The sequence below is a fragment of the Caulobacter segnis genome, from assembly GCF_003243465.1.
GTDB classification, from domain to species: Bacteria; Pseudomonadota; Alphaproteobacteria; order Caulobacterales; family Caulobacteraceae; genus Caulobacter; species Caulobacter segnis_A.
In genome coordinates, this window is the sequence record NZ_QFQZ01000020.1 from 41,000 (window position 1) to 60,732 (window position 19,733).

The window sequence follows — 19,733 nt, forward strand, 5'->3', positions numbered from 1 at the left end:
CGCGGAGACAGCGCGTTCACCGCATATCCACCGACACCGTCTCCAGCACCGCGTTGTCGTCGAGGCGCCAGACCTTGACCACGTGACGGCCGGCCGCCACCTCGGGGAAGCGGATCTCGACCGTGTGGACGTGGTTCTTCACCGCTTCGACCCAGGCCCGTTGTTCCGGACGGCTGGCCGCGCCGGGGGTGGGGATCAGGTCGGACTTCACGACCTGCATGGGGCCATCGTCGATCGAGATCCCGATCCGGATCCCGTCGCCGCCGGTGGCGTCCAGGGTGGGGGCCAGCGCCAGGCGCACCGTCGCCGGCCCCGAGCGCGGGACCTGCACGCCGTACTCCAGCCGAACGCCGTCGGCGACGGTGGTCGAGGGGCGGCCCTGCGGCAGGGCCAGCACCGCCTCGCCGTGGCCGAGGTGAGGGACCACGGTCCACGTCAGGCCCTTACCGCCGACCGCGCGGTCGAACTTGGCGGCCTCCAGCGTGACCAAGTTCGGATCGGCGGCGGCCGAGCGGGCGAAGACGACCTTGGCCGCCAGCTTGTCGGGCGGGGTGTCGGCCGACACGCGGACCACGCTGGGCATGGTCTGCTGGGTCGGGTCGTTCCAGATCACATAGCTCATATGCACCTGGTTCATCATGCCGTCCCACTTGCCGCCGTTCAGGGCGTGGTACTGGGCGGTCAGGTCGGCGTCGCGCTTGAAGGCGGCCTCGACCTTGTCGGCGAAGACATTGGCGCGGGCGTCGTTGCGGGCCGATAGCCGCCGGTTCCAGGCCGTGGCGTAGTACATCTCATAGAGATTGGCGAAGGCCGTCACCGGATATTCGACCAGCTGGTGGTAGGCGTCGAGCTGGTCGGGGCGCAGCCGGGTCTTGATCGCCGCGACCTTGGCGTCCAGCGCCCTCCAGCGCTCGACGATGTCGCCGAATTGGCCGCCGTCCAGCGGGCCCGCGCCGTTGTCCGGACCCAGCGGGAAGGTGTCCTGGTCCAGCAGTTCGGGCTTCCGCCGCGAGGCCAGGGTCTCGTATTCCGATAGAGCCTCGCCGATTTCCGCGCCCAGCGCCGGACCGAAGGTCTCGGAGGCCCAGTCACGCGGGAAGTCCGCCAGAGCCTTGGGCGTCATCGTCTCGGGGTTCCAGGCCATGCGCAGGAAGAAGCTCAAGGGATACTCAAGGGGCTTGATGTCGCCGACATTGACGATCCACAGGTTCCGGGCGCCGCGCTGATAGGCCAGGTCCATCTGCTGCCAGACCTTGGCGACCTGGTTGGTGTTGATCCACTTGTAGTTCCGCGGACCACCCACATAGTCGAAGTGGTAGTAGACGCCGTAGCCGCCGGCGCGCGGCAGCTTGTCCTTGCCGGCCACGGGCAGGCGGCGGATCTGGCCCCAGTTGTCGTCGGCGAACAGCAGGGTCACGTCGTCCGGGACCCGCATGCCGTGGTCGTAATAGTCCTGGACCTCCTTGTAGAGCGCCCAGATCTGCGGGGTCTGGTCGGCCGGCTTGCCGGTGACGTCGGCGATGATCTGGCGCTGGTCGGCGACGATCTTTTCCAGGAGCTGGGTCGCCGCGCCCTCGGCCATCGGCTCGTCGCCGTCGCCGCGCATGCCCACGGTCACGACGCTCTCGTAGGGCGTGCCGTCGCCCTTCGACATCATCCGCTCGATGCCGCCGCGCCAGAAGGTCCGCAGGTTCTCGGCGTTGATCGAATAGTCCCAGCGCCCCCCGGTGACGCCCTTGTCCTTGTTGCGATGCCACTCGTCCTGGGCGCGGGTCATCGGCTCGTGGTGCGAGCTGCCCATGACCACGCCCATCTCGTCGGCGATCACCTTGCTTTGAGGATCGTCGTCGTTGAACGCCTTGGGCGCCCACATGGCCGGCCACAGATAGTTGCCCTTCAGCCGCAGCATCAGCTCGAAGACGTGGGCGTAGGCCTTGGAATTGACGCCGCCGAACTTGGCCTTGGTCCAGCCGCTGAAGGCGGGGTTCTCGTCGTTGATGAAGAAGCCGCGATACTTGACGCGCGGATGGTCGGCGCGGGCGCCGGCGGTCAGGAAGAGGTCGCTCTTGCGGGTGACCGGGACGTCGGCCCACCAGACCCACGGCGAGACGCCGATCCGCTCGGAGAGGTCATAGGCGCCGAACACCGCGCCGCGCCGGTCCGAGCCGACGATCACCAGGGCGCGCGGGATGTTGGGGGTAGGGCGCTCGACCACCGCCTGGCGGAAGCCCTCCCACTGGCCCTGAAGGTCCTCGACCTTCAGCTTGCCGGACTTGACCAGGCCGTCGATCACCGGGCTCTGGCCCAGGACGCCCAGGATCACCACCGGACCCTTGGCCTTCGAAAGGTCGTCCAGCTTGGCCGACTCACCGCCCGCGACGCGGGCGAGGTCGCCGCGCAGGCTCTCGGCGGCGTGGCGCACGGCCGGGTTGGCCTTGGCGTCGACATAGACAGCGGCCGGACGGCCCTTCTGGATCAAAGCGAGGCTCGAAGCCTTGCCTGTGGGGCAGACGCTGACCGGCGTGTCGCAGGCGAAGGCCGCCGAGGCCGAGAGGGCGAGGGCCAGGCCGCACGCCGCCCGCACCTTGAACCTGAAGTCCCGCACGTCTTCTCCCTGTTCGGCTGTTACCGTTATCATCTGACCAATAGGACGGCGAGGTCAGACCAGCAAGACCCGCGTTCCACACCCTTGCCGTCCTTCGCGTAATCGCGTTCAACTCCCGGTCCGTGATCGTGTGTGGGGGCGGGTTTGACCGAAGCTTTGATCGTGCGGGGGCTGAGCAAGACGTTCGCCAAGCCCGCGGTGTCCGACCTCGACCTGACGGTCCATGCGGGCGAGCTCTACGCGCTGCTGGGGCCCAACGGGGCCGGCAAGACGACGACCCTGCGGATGGTGGCGGGCCTCACCCAGCCGGACAAGGGCGAGGTCTCGATCTTCGGCGTCGACGCCCGCAAGGACCCCGCCGCCGCCAAGGCCCTGCTGGCCTGGGCGCCTGACGAGGCGATGATCTACGACAAGCTGACGCCGCTGGAATATCTGGAGTTCGTCGCCGGGCTTTGGAACATCGACCCGGTCACGGCCAAGGCGCGGGCGGAAGAGCTGCTCGCCACCCTGGGCCTGACCGACGAGGCGCGGCGGCGCTGCGAGGGCTTCTCGCGCGGCATGAAGCAGAAGGTCGCCCTGGCCGGGGCCCTGATCCATGATCCCAAGCTCTTGATCCTGGACGAGCCGCTGACCGGCCTCGACGCCGCCGCCGCGCGCCTGGTCAAGGACATGCTGCAGGCGCGCGTCGACGCCGGCGGCACGGTGATCCTGACCACCCACATCCTCGAGGTCGCCGAGCGCATGTCCGACCGCATCGGCATCATCGCCGGCGGCCGCCTGCTGGCCGAGGGCACGCTGGACGAGCTGCGTGGCAAGGCCGGCGAGCGCGTCGGTGGCGGCACGCTCGAGGACATCTTCCTGCAGCTGACGGCCGAGGTCGCCTGATGGCGCTGTTCAAGCCGGCCAGCACGCCCTGGCTGCTGGCGCACGAACTGCGCCTGGGCTGGCGCGGCTTCATCTCGGGCCGCAAGCGCGGGGCCGTCGGGACCGCGATCGCCTTCACCGTCGCCGGCGTCGCGCTGCTGACGGTGGGGGTGCTGATCGCCATGGGCATCCGCGGCCACGAGATCCCGATCGGCCCGCTGTCGATCGCCATCGCGGGCCTCGCCCTGGCCGTGATCCTGACCCTGATGCTGTCCACGACCCTGGCCGGCGCCGCCGACGCCCTCTATGTGCGCGGGGACCTGGACCTGCTGTTCTCCTCGCCGCTGTCGCCGCGCAAGGTGCTGTTCGTCCGGGCCCTGGGCCTGGCGATCTCGGCCCTGCTCTGGTTCCTGGTCCCGGCGGTTCTGCTGCTGGCGCCGTCGATCGTGCTGGGCCATCCGGCCTGGGCCGCGGTGTTCGTCGTGCTGGTCGCCGCCGCCCTGGCCGCCGCCGGCGTCGGCCTGCTGCTGGCCATGGCCCTGTTCGCCCTGATCGGGCCGCGCCGCACGCGCACCGTGGCCCAGGTGATGGCGGCCCTGATCGGCGCGGCCTTCTTCCTGGCCAGCCAGTATCGCAACCTGATGGGCGAGAAGGCCAGCAACAGCCTGTTCGCCGAGATCGCCCGCGCCGCCAAGGAAGGCCGCATCACCCTGCCGCCCCTGGCCGACCTGCCGCTGCGGGCGGCGCTGGGCCAGCCCCTGCCGTTGCTGGCCGTGGTGGCGATCGGGGCGGGGATTTTCCTGCTGTCGGCCTGGACCCTGGGCCGCCGCTTCGCCGACGCGGCCGCCGCCACCCAAGGGGCCGAGACCCGCAAGGCCGCCAAGGGACCCGGTCGCGCCTTCGCCGCCGGCGCCTTCCGCGCCACCCTGCGCAAGGAGCTGCGGTTGATGGGGCGCGACGCGGCCCTGCTGTCCCAGGTGCTGCTGCGCGTGCTCTACATGCTGCCGCTGGCGCTGGTGCTGGCCCGCAACGCCTCTCACCAACCGGCCTGGATGCTGGCCGGCGGGGCGGCGGGCGTCGCCTTCCTGGCCGGGCAGGTGGCCGGCAGCCTGATCTGGATCACCGTCTCGGCCGAGGACACCCCCGACCTGCTGGCCCTGTCGCCGACGCCGGTGTCGGTGCTGAACCGCGCCAAGCTGACGGCGGCCCTGATCCCGGTGGCCCTGCTGCTGGTGGTCCCGGTCGCGGTCATGGCCTGGTTCCAGCCGCTGGCCGGCCTCTGGACCGCCGTGGGCTCGGGCCTGACCGCCTGGGCGGCCGGCATGATCGGCGTCTGGCGCCAAAAGCCCGGCAAGCGGGCCGACTTCCGCCGCCGCAAGGGCAGCTCCTTCCTGGCGGCGCTGGGCGAACTGGCGGTGACCATGATGACCGCCGCGGCGACCGCCCTGGCCGTCGCCGGCTGGTTGGCCTGGGCCCCGCTGCCGCTGATCGTCGCCCTCGCCCTAATGATGGCCCTGCGCCGCACCGAGGCGCAGATCGCCGCGGCCCTGCGCGCGGCGGCGGTGGGGTAGGGAACTTAAATCCGATCTTCCCGGCGAATGCCGGGAAGGTGGGTGGCATGGTGTCTGCGGCCGCGAACCTTAGAGCTTCAAGCCTCCAGCAGCGCGTCGATCTGGCAGACGACGCCGTCGGGGTGGAAGTCGATCTTCGCCGAGCCCGCCAGCTCCGCGGCCAGGCCGCGCTCGATCAGGCGCGAGCCGAAGCCGCGCTGGCCGGGCGGCTTGACCGGCGGGCCGTCCCGTTCGACCCAGGTCAGGTTCAGGCGCTCGGCCCCCGGCCCCGTCGTGACGTCCCAGGCGATGCGGACGCGTCCGCTCGGACTGTGCAGCGCGCCGTACTTGAGGGCGTTGGTGGCCAGCTCGTGCAGGGCCATCGACAGCGACAGGGCGGTCTTGGGCGACAGCCGAACCGCCGGGCCGCTCAGGGTGAAGCGGTCCGCCCCGCCGTGCAGGGCCGCCAGCCGCTCGGCGATCTCATGCAGGTCCGCGCCCTCCCAGTTCTCGCGGGTCAGCAGGTCGTGCGCCTCGGCCAGGGCGACCAGGCGATTGGCGAAGGCTTCCTGCGCCTGGGGCAGGGACTGGCTGTTGGTGAAGCTTTGCGCCGCGATGGCCTGGATGGTGGCCAGGCTGTTCTTCACCCGGTGGTTCATCTCGTTGACCAGCAGGCGCAGGTGCAGCTCGGCCCGCTTGCGGTCGGTGATGTCCACCGCCGCGCCGACAAAGCGCGCGGGCTTGCCGGTGGGGCTGAAGAACACCTTGCCCTTGGCGCTCAGCCAGCGCTCGACGTGGTCGTCGCGGCCGATCACCCGGTATTCGGCCGCGTAGTCGGCGCGGATCGTCGGGTCCATGGCGCGGGCGACGGCTTCACGGACCCGCTCGGCGTCGCCGGGATGCACGGGCTCCTGCACCATCGCCAAGGCCGGCGGCTCGCTGCGGTCCAGCAACCCGAACATGTCGTAGACCCGGTCCGACCAGACCAGATCCCCGGTCTCCAGATTGTAGTCCCAGGTGCCGACCTCGGCGGCGTCGACCGCCAGCCGCAGGGTTTCTTCCTGGCGCAGCAGGCGGTCGATGGCCTCGCGGCGTTCGGTGACGTCCGACACCACGCCGACGAAGCGGACGCAGATCCGGTTCTCGAAGAAGGCGCGTCCGAACGCCTCGACCCAGCGCACGGCGCCGTTCTGCCGGATGATCCGATATTCCTGGTTCATCAGGCCTGAGCCGCCGGGATCCAGGGTCGCCTTCACCGCCGCGCGGACGGAGGCCAGGTCATCGGGGTGGACCACCTTCTCGAACAGCGAAGTCGAGGGCGGGGCGTCCTGCGGTATGCCGAAGATGGCGCGCGCCCGGGCGTCCCAGTAGCGCAGCCCCTTGGACGGGTTGTGGTCCCAGCGGCCCATCCCCGCCGCCTGGGCGGCGAGGTCGATGTCGACGCGCGCCGCGGCCAGGGCGTCCTCGACCCGCTTGCGCTCGGTGATGTCGATGATGACGCCCGTGTTGCGCGAGGGCTTCCCCCGCGCGTCCAGGTAGGAGCGGCCGCGCGTGTAGATCCAGCGGACCGAGCCGTCGGCCTGCACCAGCCGGTACTCGGCGGAAAACGCGCCGCCGCTCTTCACCGAGGCCTCGGCGAGGGCGGCGATGCGATCGCGGTCGTCGGGATGCACGGCCGGCTGATAGGCTTCGACCGGCAGGCCGGCCGCCGCATACTCCGGCGCGACGCTATGCAGTTCGGCGTAGCGGGCGTCGGCATAGACCTTGTTGGCCCGGACGTCCCACTCCCAGGCGCCCACGACTCCGGCGGCCTCGCGCGCCAGCTCGTACCGTTCCTCGACGCCGCGCAGTTCGTTGGAGGCCTGGACCGTCTGAGTGATCTCGACGGCGCTGATCAGCACCCCGCCCACGCCATGCGGCGCGGTGGAATCGGGCACGGGGCTGTAGCTGACGGTGAACCAGGCGGTCTCCGGCTGGTCGCTGCGCAGCAGCTTGAACGGCAGCTTCTCGAAGATGAAACCCCGGCTGGCGCCGCTGAGCAGGTCGGCGTAGAGCGCGCGGGTCGAGGCCTGGAAGTCGGCCGAGGTGTTCTTGAACAGCACGCCCAGATAGTCCGGGTGGCGCTCGCCCAGCGCCGGCGCGTAGGCGTCGTTATAGATCAGGACCAGCTCGGGGCCCCAGCGCAGGGCCATGGGCAGCTGGCTGGTCAGCACCATGTCGACGGCGAAGCGCAGGCTGGGCGACCAGGCGTGGACGGGGCCAAGCGGCGTGGCGGACCAGTCGAACGCGCGCACGCGATCGGCCATCTCGCCGCGAGCGAGCATGGTCAATCCAGGCGCGGCGCTGGGCTCGCTCCCGCCCATACGTTGGCCCCCCAATCCGGCTCGTCAGCCGGCCTAAACGCGAGGGCCGAATCCTATAGCGGTTGCCGTTGCGCGGGCCTGCAACAAAAGGTCGCAGGCCCGGGCGGCGGCCTTAGTCGATCGGCGACCAGCGCTTCTCGGCCGGGGCCGGCGCGCGCTTGGGACCGCGGAAGCTGTTGCCGCCGCCCGCCGCTTTCTGGCCCTGGGGCTTGCCCTGGCCTTGGCCCTGAGCCTGCGGGCCCTTCTGGCCGCCGCCGTTGCGGGCGCCGCCGCCATTGCGGTTGCGCTTGCGGCGCAGTTCCGACGGCACGTCGTTGCGCGGGTCGGCGCGGCGCGGATCCACGTGCTTGTCGGCCGGGACCAGCTTGTCGGCCACGGCCGCGGCCGCCGCCAGCTGCTTGTCGTTGCGGCGGTCGAAGGCCGGGATCGTCTGGCGGGTGGCCTTCTGGATGTCCTTCAGCAGGCTGCGCTCGTCGTCGGCGCAGAAGCTGATGGCGATGCCGTCCTTGCCCTTGCGGGCGGTGCGGCCGATCCGGTGGACATAGGCCTCCGGCACGTTGGGCAGCTCGTAGTTGATGACGTGGCTGACGTCGTTGACGTCGATGCCGCGGGCGGCGATGTCGGTGGCCACCAGGGCCCGCATCTCACCGGCCTTGAAGGCGGCCAGGGCGCGCTCGCGCTGGCCTTGCGTCTTGTCGCCGTGGATCGAGGCGGCCTCGACGCCGGCGGCGTTCAGGTACTTGGCGACCCGGTCGGCGCCGCGCTTGGTGCGGGTGAACACGATGGTGCGCGAGAAGCTCGAGTCAGCGAACAGCTCGGCCAGCAGCGGACGCTTGCGCTGGGCCTCGATGAACAGGACGCGCTGGTCGATGCGCTCGACCGTGGTGGCCTGCGGCGCGACCGAGACCTGCACCGGATCCTTCAGCAGCTCGCCGGCCAGCTTGCCGATCTCGCTGGGCATGGTGGCCGAGAAGAACAGGTTCTGGCGGTTCTTGGTCAGCTGGGCGGCGATCTTGCGGATCGGCACCACGAAGCCCAGGTCCAGCATCTGGTCGGCTTCGTCGAGCACGAAGATTTCGGTCCCCGAGACGATGGCCGACTTCTCGGCCATGTGGTCCATCAGGCGGCCGGGGGTGGCGACCAGCACGTCGATGCCGCCGGCCAGGGCCTTCATCTGCGGGCCGTACTTCACGCCGCCATAGATGGTGTGGACCGACAGGCCCATGTGGACGGCGTAGGCCTTGAAGTTCTCGGCGATCTGGGTGGCCAGCTCGCGGGTCGGCGACAGGACGAGGCAGCGGAAGCCGCGGCGCGGGGCCGGCTTGCGGTCTTCGGCCAGGCGCTGGAGGATCGGCAGGGCGAAGGCGGCGGTCTTGCCGGTGCCGGTCTGGGCGATGCCCAAGAGGTCCTTGCCTTGCAGCACCACCGGGATGGCCTGGGCTTGGATCGGCGTCGGCTCCTTGTAGCCCTTTTCGGCGAGGGCCTTCAGCAGCGGCTTGGCCAGGCCAAGGTCGGAAAATTGAGTCACGTGTGTTGGTTCTTTCGTGCGCCGACGCGGGCCGTGCGTCATCGCACGGCGAACCTCTCGGCTATCGTTCGGGGGAGCGCCCCGCGTGCACGGGCGATCGGGTGAGAAAAGCTCTCAAGGCGCTCGACAGGCTGGCCCGAGAACGGACCCTCACGCGGCTGGAGCGCCAATAGCGCCGGAGTGGCGCAGGGCCCGTATCGGTTATCCCAGCGGGAAAGTCAAGTTTTGGGAAGGGCGGGGCTCTCGTGCGGCGAAGAGGCGTGCAAATGCGTTAACAAGGCTTAACCCGAAAAGCGGCGACTCAGGCGATTTTGAAGCGTTGTCACCGGAGTTGATTGGCGTGGTCGGCCAATCGGTGTTTCAAGAAGCCCCAAGGGAATCCCGATGACCATCCTTCGAGACGACATCGCCGCGTTCGAAAAGATGCGCGCCGAGCTAGAAGCCACTCATGCCAAGGAGTGGGTTGTCATCCACGGCGGCGAGCTTCAAGGCGTCTTTAGTGATTTCGAAGAAGCGGCGACGCTGGCCGTGGACCGCTTCGGGTCGGGGGCCTGCTTGATTAGGCAGATCGGCGCTCCGGATGCAATTCAGCTACCGGGCGGAATGATTTTCACGCCGTCACATGCCCTCAGCACAAGCCGGGTTTAAGGCCGGGACGCCAACTGCGTCCCCAGCCGATCTGCTGGTGCAACTGGGTCCAACGCTTCTGGTCGATATAGGCCTGAAGTCGCGATCGCCTGCGGGCGACAAGCCCGATCTGCCCAAGAAAAAGATCAAAGCGCTAATCGACACGGGCGCTGGCGGAGATTGCATCGATGACGATCTCGCCCGTTCACTAGGCCTTCAGATAATGGACGAAGGCGAGATCAGCGGCGTTGGCGGTCGCCATCGCGCCTACATCTACACGGCGCGAATCTACATTCCGAGCCTGGAGCGTCTGCTGTTCCAGCCCTTTACCGGCGTCAAGCTGCAGCAGGGTGACCAGTGGCACGGCGTCATACTCGGTCGCTCATTCCTGCGCAGCTACAAGCTCGCCTACAACGGTGCGGACGGAACCGTATCGATCGATGCGCTGTGACAGATTGATCTCGCGCCGCCTGGATTGACCCACAAGCTTCCCCGCGCCACACCGCCGCCATGAGCAAGCCGATCGTCCTTGTCGCCGCCGCCGCCCTGATCGATGTCGACGGGCGGGTGCTGATCTGCCAGCGCCCCGAGGGCAAACAGCTGGCGGGCCTGTGGGAGTTCCCGGGCGGCAAGGTCGAGGCGGGCGAGACCCCCGAGGAATGCCTGATCCGCGAGCTCGACGAGGAACTGGGGATCAAGGTCGCGCAAGCGTGCCTGGCGCCGTTCGTCTTCGCCTCGCACACCTACGAGACCTTCCACCTGTTGATGCCGCTCTATCTGCTGCGCCGATGGGAAGGGCAGGTGACCCGCAAGGAGCACGCCGGCTTGGCCTGGGTGAAGCCCGACAAGCTGGCGGATTATCCGATGCCGCCCGCCGACGAGCCGCTGGTGGCGTGGCTGCGGGATGTGCTCTAGGCGCTCTTCGTCGCTAAACCTCCTCGTCATCCCGGCCGGAAGACCGCGTAGCGGGCTGCAGCGCCGGGACCCAGGGGCAAACGCGATGCGCCGGCCCCTAGGTCCCGGCTCTCCGCTTCGCTGCGGCCGGGATGACGAGCTATTTTTGAGCGGATAGAGGCGCTAGTCTCCTAAGACCCCGTCTTGTCCCCCGCCGGCTGCTCCTTGACCCCCAGCGCATCGGCCAGCCGCATCTTGGCCGAGCCTGGCCGCAGCGGTTTCTGCTGGCTTTCGTGCGGCGCCCAGCCGGTGACCGAGACGATCTCGAAGGTCGCGGGGACCTTGCCGTCGGCCTCGGCGAAGCGCTCGACATAGAGCTCCATCGCCCGGAACAGCACCTTGCGGGACAAGGGCTTGCGCGAGCGGTCCAGCAGGACGCTGGTCTCGCCCATGGCGCGCAGGTCCTGCAGCAGCTTGATCGGATGGGAATACCGCACCTTGACCCGGTCGACGTCGGCGACGGGCAGGGCGAAACCGGCGCGCTGCAGCAGGCCCGCCGCGTCGATGGCGTCGGCGAACGGCGAGACGCGCATGGCCGCGCCGTCGGTCAGCTCGGACTCGGCGGCCAGCAGGCATTGGCGGAGCTCCGTCAGGGTGGCGCCGCCGAAGATCGCGCCGACGAACAGGCCGTCGGGCCGTAGCGCCCGGCGGATCTGGATCAGGGCCCCCACGAGGTCATTGGTCCAGTGCAGCGACAGGGTCGAGACGATCAGGTCCAAGGTCGCGTCGCCGAACGGAAGGCGCTCCTCGTCGGCGACGACCCGCAGGGTGTCCCGGCCGGCCAGCATCCGCCCCGACAGGTCGGCCTCGATCAGGGTGTCGATGTTGGCGCGGGCGTCGCTGGCCTCCAAGGCCTTGAAAAAATGGCCGTTTCTCGCGCCGAGGTCGACGGCGACCGGAAAGCGTCGCAGGATCGTCTCCAGCCGCATGACCACGTCGCCGGCCGCCCGTTCCTTCAGGAAATCGGCGGCCGCGTAGGCGGGCGCGGCGCGGTCCAGGCGAGCCCGGTGCAGGGCGCGGTCGAACAGGAGGGGCGAGGGGGTCATGGGGGCGGAACATGGCGACTCCGCCGCGACATGGAAAGGCGCGCCGGCGCCGCTTGCGCCTTTTTTGAAGCAGGTGGGGCGCGGCGTGCTGGACTTGCTGCTGCCGCCCGCCAGCCTGGACGGCGAGGCGGCCCAGACCGGCGGGCTGGCCGCCCACGCCTTTTCCAAGGTGACCTTCCTGGACGACCCGGTCTGCGACGGCTGCGGCCTGGCCCAGACCTACAAGGCCGAGACCCGCTGCGCGGCCTGTCAGACCAAGCCCAAGGCGTTCCAGCGGGCGCGGGCGGCCTGCGTCTATGACGAGCACTCGCGCGAGCTGGTCCTGAAGCTGAAGCACGCCGACCGCACGGACCTGTCGGGCCTGTTCGCGCGCTGGCTGTCGCGGTCCTGCGCGGACCTGCTGGCCGAGGCCGACGCGGTGGTCCCGGTGCCGATCCACCGGAGCCGGTTGCTACGTCGCCGCTACAACCAGGCCGCCGAGATCGCCCGGCCGTTGGCGAGGATGGCGGGCCTCGCCTACCTGCCCGACGCGCTGGTCCGCAAGCGCGACACCGACAGCCAGGGCGGCAAGTCCGCCTCGGGCCGCCGTCGCAACGTCGCGGCCGCCTTCGCCGTGCCGCCCGGCAAGCGTCGCCTGGTCGAGGGCAAGGCCATCGTCCTGGTCGACGACGTGCTGACCACCGGCGCCACCGCCGAGGGCTGCGCGCGGGCCCTGCTGGCGGCCGGCGCGAACAGCGTGAGCCTATCTGTCGTCGCCCGCGTTACAGAAGGCCAAGCGCGTCCTATATGAGGACGACGGAACACCACGAGTTAAAGAGCATGGCCAAAGTCACCATCTACACCCGCCCCTTCTGCCCCTACTGCTCGCGCGCCCTGGCGCTGCTGAACGAAAAGGGCGCCGACTTCACCGAGATCGAGGCGGGCATGGATCCGGCCCTGCGCCAGGAGATGATGCAGCGCTCGGGCCGCAACACCTTCCCGCAGATCTTCGTGGGCGATCAGCACATCGGCGGCTGCGACGACATGATGGCCCTGGAAGAGCAGGGCAAGCTGGACGCGCTCCTCGCCGCATGACGGGGCAGGGCGGCACGCTTCGCGTCGGTCTCGTCCAGACGCGCACCCCGGCCACGCACGCGGCGGCGCTGGCGCATGTCGCGCCGCTGGTGCGCGAGGCCATCGCTCAGGGCGCCCAGTTCGTCCTGACGCCCGAGTGCACCAACGTCCTGCAGAGGGACCGCGCCAAGCTGCTGCCCACCCTGACGGCGCTCAAGGACGATATCGTCGTCAATGGCCTGCGCGAGATCGCGGCCGAGACCGGGACCTGGATCGACATCGGCTCGGCCCTGGTCCGCCGCGAGGACGGCCCAACTGGGGACAGGAGGGCGGCCAACCGGCAGGCGGTGATCGACCCGACCGGCGCGATCGTGGCCACCTACGACAAGCTGCACATGTTCGACGTCGATCTGCCGACCGGCGAGACGGCCCGGGAGTCGGAGGCCTATGCGCCGGGCGAGCGGGCGGTGGTCGTCGAGACGCCGCTCGCCAAGATCGGCCTGACCATCTGCTACGACATGCGGTTTCCGGCCCTGCACCGGGCCCTGGCCCTGGCCGGCGCGACGGTGATCACGGCTCCGGCCGCCTTCACCCGCCCGACCGGCGAGGCGCACTGGGAGGTGCTGCTGCGGGCCCGCGCCATCGAGACCGGCTCGTTCGTGATCGCCGCCGCGCAAGGCGGCTTCCACGAGGACGGCCGCGGCACCTGGGGGCGCTCGATCGCCATCGGCCCGTGGGGCGAGGTGCTGGGAAAGCTTGACCACGACGAGCCCGGCGTGCTGATGGCGGACCTCGATCTGGCCGCCGCCGACAAGGCGCGCGCCGCGATCCCGGTTCTCAAGAACGCCCGGCCTTTCGTCGGGCCGTAAAGGTTCCCATCTCCAGCCCATGATCAAGTACGCGCTTCAGTGCGATCAGGCTCACGCGTTCGAGGGCTGGTTCGGCTCGTCGTCGGACTATGACGACCAGGCCGCGCGCGGCCTCGTCGAGTGCCCGGTCTGCGGCTCGCGTGGCGTCTCCAAGCAGATCATGGCCCCCGCCGTCGCCGGGACCAAGGCCCAGCGCGCCGAGCCGTCGCCGGACCCCAAGATGCGCGAGATGATGATGGCCGCCATGGGCGAGGTCCGTCGGCACGTCGAGGACAATTTCGACTATGTCGGCGACGCTTTCGCCAAGGAGGCCCGCGCCATCCACGAGGGCAAGTCCGAGGAACGCGGCATCTACGGCGAGGCCTCGCCCTCGGAGGTGAAGGCCCTGGTCGAGGACGGCGTCCGCGTCGCGCCCCTGCCGCCGGGACCGCCGAAGAAGACCGAGGTCAACTGAGGGGGGGATTGATCCCCGCGAGGGCCGCCTCCGGGGATCGTGTCGGTCTGTTGGGACTCCGCATCCGCCGGAATTGGACCGCGCTTGAGTATCCGCTATCGAGCGCCTGACGACAACTCCCCCGTTATCGCGCGGCGCCTTGGCCGACTCTGGGTCGCGCCGCTAGACTGCCGCCGGTCGTTGAAAGGCGCTCCGCGATGAACGAACGGTCCCAGACGCTTACCGAGCGCGAGAAGGAGACGCTGCGGCTGCTCCTGGCGGGGCACGACGCCAAGTCGGCGGCCTCGGCGCTGGGCCTGTCGGTGCACACCGTCAACGAGCGCCTGCGCGAGGCGCGCCGCAAGCTGGGCGTCAGCAGCAGCCGCGAGGCGGCGCGGGCGATGGCGCGCGCCGAGGCCCCAAATTTCTTGGGGGACAAGCAATTGGGGGTCGCCCAGGCCGCCGCCCCGAGCCCAGAACCCCGTCCGTCAGACCAACGCCGACGCTTGGGCTCGCCCCTCGTCTGGCTCTCTGGAGGAATGGTGATGATGCTCGCAATGGTCGCCGCGGTGGCGATGACGATGGCCCCGCATGGCGACGGACAGGCCCGCCCGGCCAAGACGCCCGTGGCCTACGCCGCGGCCGATACGGCGTCGGACAAGGCCACGACGGAGTTCGCGCAAGCCTGGGCGAAACTGCTGGACGATCAACGCTGGGCCGATAGCTGGAAAGCGTCGGGCGGATTTTTCCGATCCCAGGTCGACGAGGCCAAATGGACCGCGATGGCGCAGCCCTTGCGCCAGCAGTTGGGTGCGGTGTCCTCGCGCCAGGTCAAAAGCGTTTCCAGCCCTCGCAGCCTGCCTGGCCTGCCGGACGGCGAGTACAAGATCATCCAGTTCGCCACGGCTTTCGCCAACAAGGCTGACGCCGTCGAGACCGTGGTACTGGCGCGAGAGGGCGGCGACTGGAAGGTCGAGGGCTACTTCATCCGCTAGGGCTCGGCGCTCGATCCGTTGAGATCATTTCCCTCGTCATCCCGGTTCGGCTGCGCGGCCCGGGATGACGAGAGGTTTGGTTCGGGCCTGGCCTATCGGCAGTCCGCCAGCGTGACGCTGGTCTCGGCCCCCGCGTAGCGGACGTCCTGGGCCTTGCCGGTCGGGACGCAGACCACCTTCAGCGGCTGCACCGCCTTCATGCCGGGATAGCGGCCCTCGCGCGCGCCGAGGCGCAGGGTCTTGGCCGTGTCGCTCCAGGTGAGCAGGGTCGTGGCCCGCTCGCCCTTCTCGTAGCCGTGGCCGTCGCCGGCGTCGTCATACAGCTCGAAGCGGGCGTCGCGGCCGGGATAGACGCGGATCTCTAGAGGCTCCTGGCTCGGCTGATCGGCGTAGCTGACCACCGGTCCCAGCGGCAGGATCGTCCCCGCCGGCACGTGCACCGGGATGGTGTCGATGTCGGCCTTGACGGCCAGGGTCCTGCCGCCGGCGAGCCGGGCGCCCGTCCAGAAGTCGTACCAGTCTCCCTTGGGCAGGTAGATCGTGCGCAGCTCGGCGCCTTGCTGGGTGACCGGGCTGACCATCAGGCCGCGGCCGAACATGTACTGGTCGGTCAGGCGCAGGGCGTTAGCGTCGGTCCGGAAGTCCATGACCAGGGGCCGCATCATCGTGCCCGACCGCTGGGTCACCTCCCAGGCGGTCGAATAGATGTAGGGCAGCAGGCGGTAGCGCAGCTTGTCGTAGGCGATCAGCCGCGCCTGGGTGTCGGGCTTGAAGTCCCAGAGCGCCTTGCCCTTGCCGGTGCCGTGGACGCGGAACATCGGGTTGAACACGCCGAACTGGTACCAGCGGGTGAAGAGCTCGGCATAGCCCGCGTCCTGCGGATCGCCGCCGAAGAAGCCGCCGATGTCGGCCGACCAGTAGGGAATCCCGCTGACCGAGAAGTTCAGGGCCGCCGGAATCTGCCGAGCGAAGGTGTGCCAGTCGCCCTCGACGTCGCCCGACCAGGTGATGGCGCCGTTGCGCTGCTGTCCGGCATAGGCCGAGCGGGTCAGGATGAAGGGCCGCTTGCCGGGCATGTCGCGGCGCATGCCGTCATGGACCGCCGTGGTGTGCATCAGGGGATAGCTGTTGAAGCTCTCCGCGCCCGGGCCGGCCGCCGTGGTCACCTCGGCCATCTGGCCGGGCTTGCCGCCCAGCTCGGCCTCCGAGCCGTCCAGCCACCAGCCGTCGAAGTCGTAGCGGCCCAGGTTCCGCATGATCTGGCTCCAGTAGATCTCGCGGCCCTTGCCCGACCAGGCGTCGTACCAGCGGCCCTCGCCGGCCGGATAGACATTGGGATAGGCCGGCTCGAACAGGGCGCCGGCCTTGCGCAGCTCGTCATGGTTGGCGGTGGTCAGGTCGAAGCGCGGCCAGACCGAGATGATGATGTGGGCGTTCAGGTCGTGGACCGCCTTCACCAGGCCCGCCGGATCGGGGAAGCGCTGGGCGTCGAACTGGTGGCTGCCCCAGCCGCCGGGCGCCCAGTACTGCCAGTCCTGGACCACGGCGTCGAACGGGACGCCCATCTGGCGGTAGCGCTGGACGATCGACAGGGTCTCGGCCTGCGTTTCGTAGCGCTCCTTCGACTGCCACAGCCCCCAGGTCCAGCGCGCCATCAGCGGCGCCTGGCCCGTCAGCCCGCGATAGCCGGCGATCACCTGGTCGATCTCCGGGCCGACGATCAGGTGGTAGTCCACCCCGCCGCCGGCCTCGGACGCGAAGCGCAGGCTGTGGGCGTATTGCGGCGTCGCCACGTCCACCCGCGTGGTCGCCGGATTGTTCCAGAGGACGCCATAGCCGCGCGAGGACACCGCCATCGGCACGGCGACGTCGGTGTTGATCTGCTGCAGCAGGACGCTGGACCCGCGATAGTCCATCAGGCCAGCCTGGTGCTGGCCCAGGCCATAGATCGCCTCCTGCGAGTTCAGCTCGAAGCGTTGGACGGAAGGGGCGGTTTCCCCGTCGCGTGGCCGGGCGCGCGTCAGTCGCTGGCCCTTGGCGTCCAGCACCGTCATCTCGCCGGAGGCCCGGTCGACGATCAGTTGCAGGGCGGGGGTCTTCAGGGCGACCTTTTCGGCGCCGCTCTCCAGCGTCCAGTCGACCTTACCGGGCTGGGCGATCACGGCGGGATTGTAGTTGCCGGTCCAGGCCTCGGTCTTGGAGAAGCGGACCCGCACGATATTGTCCGACCACGGGTCCAGCCGCAGGACGCCGTCGGCCAGGCGGATCTCGACGCCCGTCGCCGTCTTGCGGACAGCGGCGTCTTCCGCGACGGCGGGCGCGCGGGCCACGGCCGGGCCGGCCTCGCAGACCGCAAAAGCCGCCGCCATCAGCGCCATCAAACCGATCCCGCTGGTCATCGAACGTCGCATACCGTCGCCTCCCTCGCTGTCGGGCGGCCGGCTGACGCGGCGAAATACTCCGACAATTGTCGTACAATTGCCCGGTCTTGTGGCGGTCGTAAAGGGGGCGCGTGGTCTATGGCGCGACCGGCCGCGCCGGCGGGTACTCGATCTCGCCCGAATAGCCCAGCCGGCGGGCGCGCGCCGTCAGCTCGTCCAGCACCGCCTGGGGCAGGGGGCGGCGGGCGTAGAGGAAGACCTTCTTCCGGTCCGGCGAGGCCGAGATGAACCAGACGCCGTCGGGATCCTTGTCCAGCACCTCGTAGCGCCAGGTGACGAACGGCAGGTACGAGACCTTCAGCCGGCGATTGACGCCGGGGTCCTCGATCACGCCCTTGCCGCGGATGGCCTTGCGCTTGCCGTCGACGCCGCCCTTGCGGCAGTCGTCCACGACGTCCACGCGCCGATCGTCGACGCGGGTGTAGGTCGTCGTGCCAGCGACGCAGCCGTCGGTGATCCACATTGGCGTGCGGCCAAGCTCCAGCCAGACGCCGGAATAGTGGCTGTCGGCGTTGACGGACAACGGCTGCGGCTCGGCGGGCGTGGCCGCGGCGAGAGCGACGATGAGGGCGGCGAGAGCGAGCTTGGCGACGGGCATGGCGTTCTCCTTGCCTGGCGTTACGCGGCGGATCTCGGCCTGGATGCGCGCGGGAACGAGAAAGGGCGCCGGACCGCGAAGTCCGACGCCCTTGTCCTGTGTCCGTGATCGAGCGCGGTTAGCGGCGATAGCGGTACTCGTAGTGGCACTTCTTCTTGCCCTTGCCGATCTCGTGACCGGCGACGGCGCCGACGGCGCCGCCCAGCAGCGCGCCTTCGGTCTTGTTGCCGTGGCCGGCGACGGTGTTGCCCAGCAGGGCGCCGCCCAGGCCGCCGATGATGGCGCCGTTCTTGGCCTTGGACTTGTTGCAGACCAGGACGCGGTAGCGGTCGTTGCGCGACTGGGCGTCGGCGGCGGTGACGACCACGCTGCTGGCGGTGAAGCCGACGACGGTGGCCAGGACGAGTGCGTTAAGGCGGGCGCGCATGGCGAGCTCTCCAGTCGTTTCTTGTTGCAATCCCTCAGGACCTAAACGCCCAAGCTGGCGGCGGGTTTCCGTCAAGGTCGGAAAGGCGACGCTCCAGCCTGGGCGCGCGGGGGTCAGCCTTCGACGCGATAGCGGCCGTCGCTGTCGGGGCAGACGCGCACATAGCGGGTCTCGACGCGGCCGTTGTAGTCGGTCGGGGCCGGAGCCAGGCGGCAGCGCTCGCCGGCCGAGGCGTAGCGGCCGCTGCTGTCGCGGTAGGGCTGGGTCTGCTCGTAGGTCCAGTAGTTGCCGCGGGTGTCGCACTTGGCCGAGGCGTTGCCGACCGCCGCGCCGACGCCGGCGCCGACCAGGGCGCCCAGCACCGAGCCTTCGGTCTTGGCGTTGCGGGCGGCGACGTTCGAGCCCAGGGCGGCGCCGGCCAGGGCGCCGATCACGCCGCCGACGGTGGCGTTGCGCTTGGCGTCCTGGCGGCAGTTGTCACCGTAGTTGACGTTGGCGCTGGTGTCGACGCCGACCGCGCCCGCGTAGGGGGCCAGATAGCGCTCGGCCTCGCCCGGATGGCGGCGGTCATAGGCGCCGTAGCCGTTGCGGCGGTCGTACGCGTCGCGGGCTTCGTAGTAGCGGTCGCGATCGCGCTCCCACTGCTGGCGGCTGGCGTCGTAGCCCGAGGCGTAGCCGTAGCCGCTGGTGCGGAAGCGCTCGGCCTGGCGCGGGTTGCGGCGGTCGTAGGCGCCTTCGCCATAGCGGCGATCGTAGTTGTAGCGGGCGCGCTCGTAGTTGGCGCGGTCGCGCTCGAACTGGGCCTGCTCGGCATAGTAGGCGGCGCTCTGGCGGTACTCGGCGGCGCGATAGCGGTCGGCTTGATCCCGATAGCGACGGTCATAGGCGCCGCGGCCATAGCGGCGGTCATAGTCGTCGCGGGCCTGCAGGTAGTTGGCGCGGTCGCGCTCATAGGCGTCCTGGCGCTCGCGGTACTCGGCGACGCGCTCGTAATAGTTGGCGCGCTGGTCGTCATAGCGCTGCAGGCTCTGCTGGTAGGCCGAGGTCTGGGCCACGGCCGGGGCGATCGCGCCGACCGTCATGGTGGTCGCCATCAGGGCGACAAGGGTCTTGGACGTCATCTGTGTGGTCTCCGTTCGACTGAACGGATCGACGGCCGACCCCCGACACCAGGTCGCCAATCCGGGGCTCTTCGTCCCTGCGGAGACGTAAAGGCGCAGGTTGGGGCGGAGGTTCCCGGGAGGGGCGCTCGTGAGCTCCAAGCTTACAAAATCCGTGTCATCCCGGCCGTAGCGAAGCGAAGAGCCGGCGACTGTGTTGGGTCAACCGGGCTTTTGCCAGGGCTGATTTGATTTCAGCATGCCGTTTGCGGCGACGACG

Annotated in this window: 18 protein-coding genes; 10 read left to right on the plus strand and 8 right to left on the minus strand. The window is 69.7% G+C overall.

What is annotated here, in order from left to right; translation table 11 throughout:
- Positions 1 to 16: 16 nt before the first annotated feature.
- On the minus strand, positions 17 to 2,605 hold the full coding sequence (locus DI526_RS08755; RefSeq protein ID WP_304276595.1) for a glycosyl hydrolase 115 family protein: 2,589 nt from the start codon (positions 2,603 to 2,605) through the stop codon (positions 17 to 19).
- 132 nt (positions 2,606 to 2,737) lie between these two features.
- Here DI526_RS08755 and DI526_RS08760 point away from each other — a divergent pair, with 132 nt between their 5' ends.
- Together DI526_RS08760 and DI526_RS08765 are read left to right on the plus strand one after the other, a co-directional pair.
- Entirely contained in the window at positions 2,738 to 3,490 is a 753-nt protein-coding gene (locus DI526_RS08760; RefSeq protein ID WP_304276597.1) for an ABC transporter ATP-binding protein, read from the plus strand.
- Positions 3,490 to 5,040 (plus strand): hypothetical protein, encoded by a 1,551-nt coding sequence (locus DI526_RS08765; RefSeq protein WP_304276599.1) that lies wholly within the window; start codon positions 3,490 to 3,492, stop codon positions 5,038 to 5,040. The genes DI526_RS08760 and DI526_RS08765 overlap by 1 nt, the downstream gene beginning before the upstream one ends.
- Before the next feature lie 77 nt (positions 5,041 to 5,117).
- Here DI526_RS08765 and DI526_RS08770 read toward each other — a convergent pair whose 3' ends face one another.
- On the minus strand, positions 5,118 to 7,343 hold the full coding sequence (locus DI526_RS08770) for a sensor histidine kinase (RefSeq protein WP_304276601.1): 2,226 nt from the start codon (positions 7,341 to 7,343) through the stop codon (positions 5,118 to 5,120).
- A 151-nt stretch (positions 7,344 to 7,494) separates the two neighbouring features.
- The gene (locus tag DI526_RS08775; RefSeq protein WP_304276603.1) at positions 7,495 to 8,910 is read right to left on the minus strand and encodes a DEAD/DEAH box helicase; all 1,416 of its coding nucleotides are present in this window, start codon (positions 8,908 to 8,910) and stop codon (positions 7,495 to 7,497) included.
- A 384-nt stretch (positions 8,911 to 9,294) separates the two neighbouring features.
- Here DI526_RS08775 and DI526_RS08780 point away from each other — a divergent pair, with 384 nt between their 5' ends.
- The 3 genes from DI526_RS08780 to mutT are packed head-to-tail and all read left to right on the plus strand — an operon-like array spanning position 9,295 to position 10,452.
- Positions 9,295 to 9,558 carry a hypothetical protein gene (locus DI526_RS08780; RefSeq protein WP_304276606.1) on the plus strand — a complete coding sequence of 88 codons (264 nt, stop codon included), beginning with the start codon at positions 9,295 to 9,297 and terminating at the stop codon, positions 9,556 to 9,558.
- Between the two features lie 37 nt (positions 9,559 to 9,595).
- Positions 9,596 to 9,988, plus strand: a complete 393-nt coding sequence (locus DI526_RS08785; protein WP_304276607.1) for a retroviral-like aspartic protease family protein — start codon at positions 9,596 to 9,598, stop codon at positions 9,986 to 9,988.
- 59 nt (positions 9,989 to 10,047) lie between these two features.
- Positions 10,048 to 10,452 (plus strand): 8-oxo-dGTP diphosphatase MutT, encoded by a 405-nt coding sequence (gene mutT, locus DI526_RS08790; protein WP_304276609.1) that lies wholly within the window; start codon positions 10,048 to 10,050, stop codon positions 10,450 to 10,452.
- Positions 10,453 to 10,622: 170 nt separating this feature from the next.
- Here the strand turns inward: mutT and DI526_RS08795 are convergent, their stop codons facing one another.
- On the minus strand, positions 10,623 to 11,537 hold the full coding sequence (locus tag DI526_RS08795) for a methyltransferase domain-containing protein (RefSeq protein ID WP_304276610.1): 915 nt from the start codon (positions 11,535 to 11,537) through the stop codon (positions 10,623 to 10,625).
- On the opposite strand from DI526_RS08795, the gene DI526_RS08800 reads away from it, so the two are divergent.
- From DI526_RS08800 to DI526_RS08820, 5 genes are all read left to right on the plus strand, one after another.
- Positions 11,536 to 12,327 carry a ComF family protein gene (locus DI526_RS08800; RefSeq protein ID WP_304276612.1) on the plus strand — a complete coding sequence of 264 codons (792 nt, stop codon included), beginning with the start codon at positions 11,536 to 11,538 and terminating at the stop codon, positions 12,325 to 12,327. The genes DI526_RS08795 and DI526_RS08800 overlap by 2 nt on opposite strands.
- A 29-nt stretch (positions 12,328 to 12,356) precedes the next feature.
- On the plus strand, positions 12,357 to 12,611 hold the full coding sequence (gene grxC / locus DI526_RS08805; protein WP_304276614.1) for a glutaredoxin 3: 255 nt from the start codon (positions 12,357 to 12,359) through the stop codon (positions 12,609 to 12,611).
- Entirely contained in the window at positions 12,608 to 13,459 is an 852-nt protein-coding gene (locus DI526_RS08810) for a carbon-nitrogen hydrolase family protein (protein ID WP_304276616.1), read from the plus strand. The genes grxC and DI526_RS08810 overlap by 4 nt, the downstream gene beginning before the upstream one ends.
- 19 nt (positions 13,460 to 13,478) lie before the next feature.
- Positions 13,479 to 13,913, plus strand: a complete 435-nt coding sequence (locus DI526_RS08815; protein WP_304276618.1) for a DUF1178 family protein — start codon at positions 13,479 to 13,481, stop codon at positions 13,911 to 13,913.
- Positions 13,914 to 14,110: 197 nt separating this feature from the next.
- Positions 14,111 to 14,887 carry a DUF4019 domain-containing protein gene (locus DI526_RS08820; RefSeq protein WP_304276620.1) on the plus strand — a complete coding sequence of 259 codons (777 nt, stop codon included), beginning with the start codon at positions 14,111 to 14,113 and terminating at the stop codon, positions 14,885 to 14,887.
- A gap of 92 nt (positions 14,888 to 14,979) precedes the next feature.
- Here the strand turns inward: DI526_RS08820 and DI526_RS08825 are convergent, their stop codons facing one another.
- The 4 genes from DI526_RS08825 to DI526_RS08840 form a co-directional block, all read right to left on the minus strand.
- Complete coding sequence (locus DI526_RS08825) at positions 14,980 to 17,298, minus strand: glycoside hydrolase family 31 protein (RefSeq protein ID WP_304276622.1); 2,319 nt, start codon at positions 17,296 to 17,298, stop codon at positions 14,980 to 14,982.
- A gap of 106 nt (positions 17,299 to 17,404) precedes the next feature.
- Positions 17,405 to 17,926, minus strand: coding sequence for a lipocalin family protein (locus DI526_RS08830; RefSeq protein ID WP_369691940.1), 522 nt, complete (start codon positions 17,924 to 17,926; stop codon positions 17,405 to 17,407).
- Positions 17,927 to 18,044: 118 nt separating this feature from the next.
- Positions 18,045 to 18,353 carry a glycine zipper 2TM domain-containing protein gene (locus DI526_RS08835; protein WP_304276624.1) on the minus strand — a complete coding sequence of 103 codons (309 nt, stop codon included), beginning with the start codon at positions 18,351 to 18,353 and terminating at the stop codon, positions 18,045 to 18,047.
- Positions 18,354 to 18,466: 113 nt separating this feature from the next.
- On the minus strand, positions 18,467 to 19,474 hold the full coding sequence (locus tag DI526_RS08840; RefSeq protein WP_304276626.1) for a glycine zipper domain-containing protein: 1,008 nt from the start codon (positions 19,472 to 19,474) through the stop codon (positions 18,467 to 18,469).
- Positions 19,475 to 19,733 lie beyond the last annotated feature (259 nt).

Bases quoted from the DNA above. Each gene is read 5' to 3' on its own strand.
- DI526_RS08765 (WP_304276599.1), top strand. From the start codon at position 3,490: ATGGCGCTGTTCAAGCCGGCCAGCACGCCCTGGCTGCTGGCGCACGAA.
- DI526_RS08770 (WP_304276601.1), bottom strand. From the start codon at position 7,343: ATGCTCGCTCGCGGCGAGATGGCCGATCGCGTGCGCGCGTTCGACTGG.
- DI526_RS08780 (WP_304276606.1), top strand. From the start codon at position 9,295: ATGACCATCCTTCGAGACGACATCGCCGCGTTCGAAAAGATGCGCGCC.
- mutT (WP_304276609.1), top strand. From the start codon at position 10,048: ATGAGCAAGCCGATCGTCCTTGTCGCCGCCGCCGCCCTGATCGATGTC.
- DI526_RS08800 (WP_304276612.1), top strand. From the start codon at position 11,536: ATGGGGGCGGAACATGGCGACTCCGCCGCGACATGGAAAGGCGCGCCG.
- DI526_RS08795 (WP_304276610.1), bottom strand. From the start codon at position 11,537: ATGACCCCCTCGCCCCTCCTGTTCGACCGCGCCCTGCACCGGGCTCGC.
- grxC (WP_304276614.1), top strand. From the start codon at position 12,357: ATGGCCAAAGTCACCATCTACACCCGCCCCTTCTGCCCCTACTGCTCG.
- DI526_RS08810 (WP_304276616.1), top strand. From the start codon at position 12,608: ATGACGGGGCAGGGCGGCACGCTTCGCGTCGGTCTCGTCCAGACGCGC.
- DI526_RS08815 (WP_304276618.1), top strand. From the start codon at position 13,479: ATGATCAAGTACGCGCTTCAGTGCGATCAGGCTCACGCGTTCGAGGGC.
- DI526_RS08820 (WP_304276620.1), top strand. From the start codon at position 14,111: ATGAACGAACGGTCCCAGACGCTTACCGAGCGCGAGAAGGAGACGCTG.
- DI526_RS08825 (WP_304276622.1), bottom strand. From the start codon at position 17,298: ATGCGACGTTCGATGACCAGCGGGATCGGTTTGATGGCGCTGATGGCG.
- DI526_RS08830 (WP_369691940.1), bottom strand. From the start codon at position 17,926: ATGCCCGTCGCCAAGCTCGCTCTCGCCGCCCTCATCGTCGCTCTCGCC.
- DI526_RS08835 (WP_304276624.1), bottom strand. From the start codon at position 18,353: ATGCGCGCCCGCCTTAACGCACTCGTCCTGGCCACCGTCGTCGGCTTC.
- DI526_RS08840 (WP_304276626.1), bottom strand. From the start codon at position 19,474: ATGACGTCCAAGACCCTTGTCGCCCTGATGGCGACCACCATGACGGTC.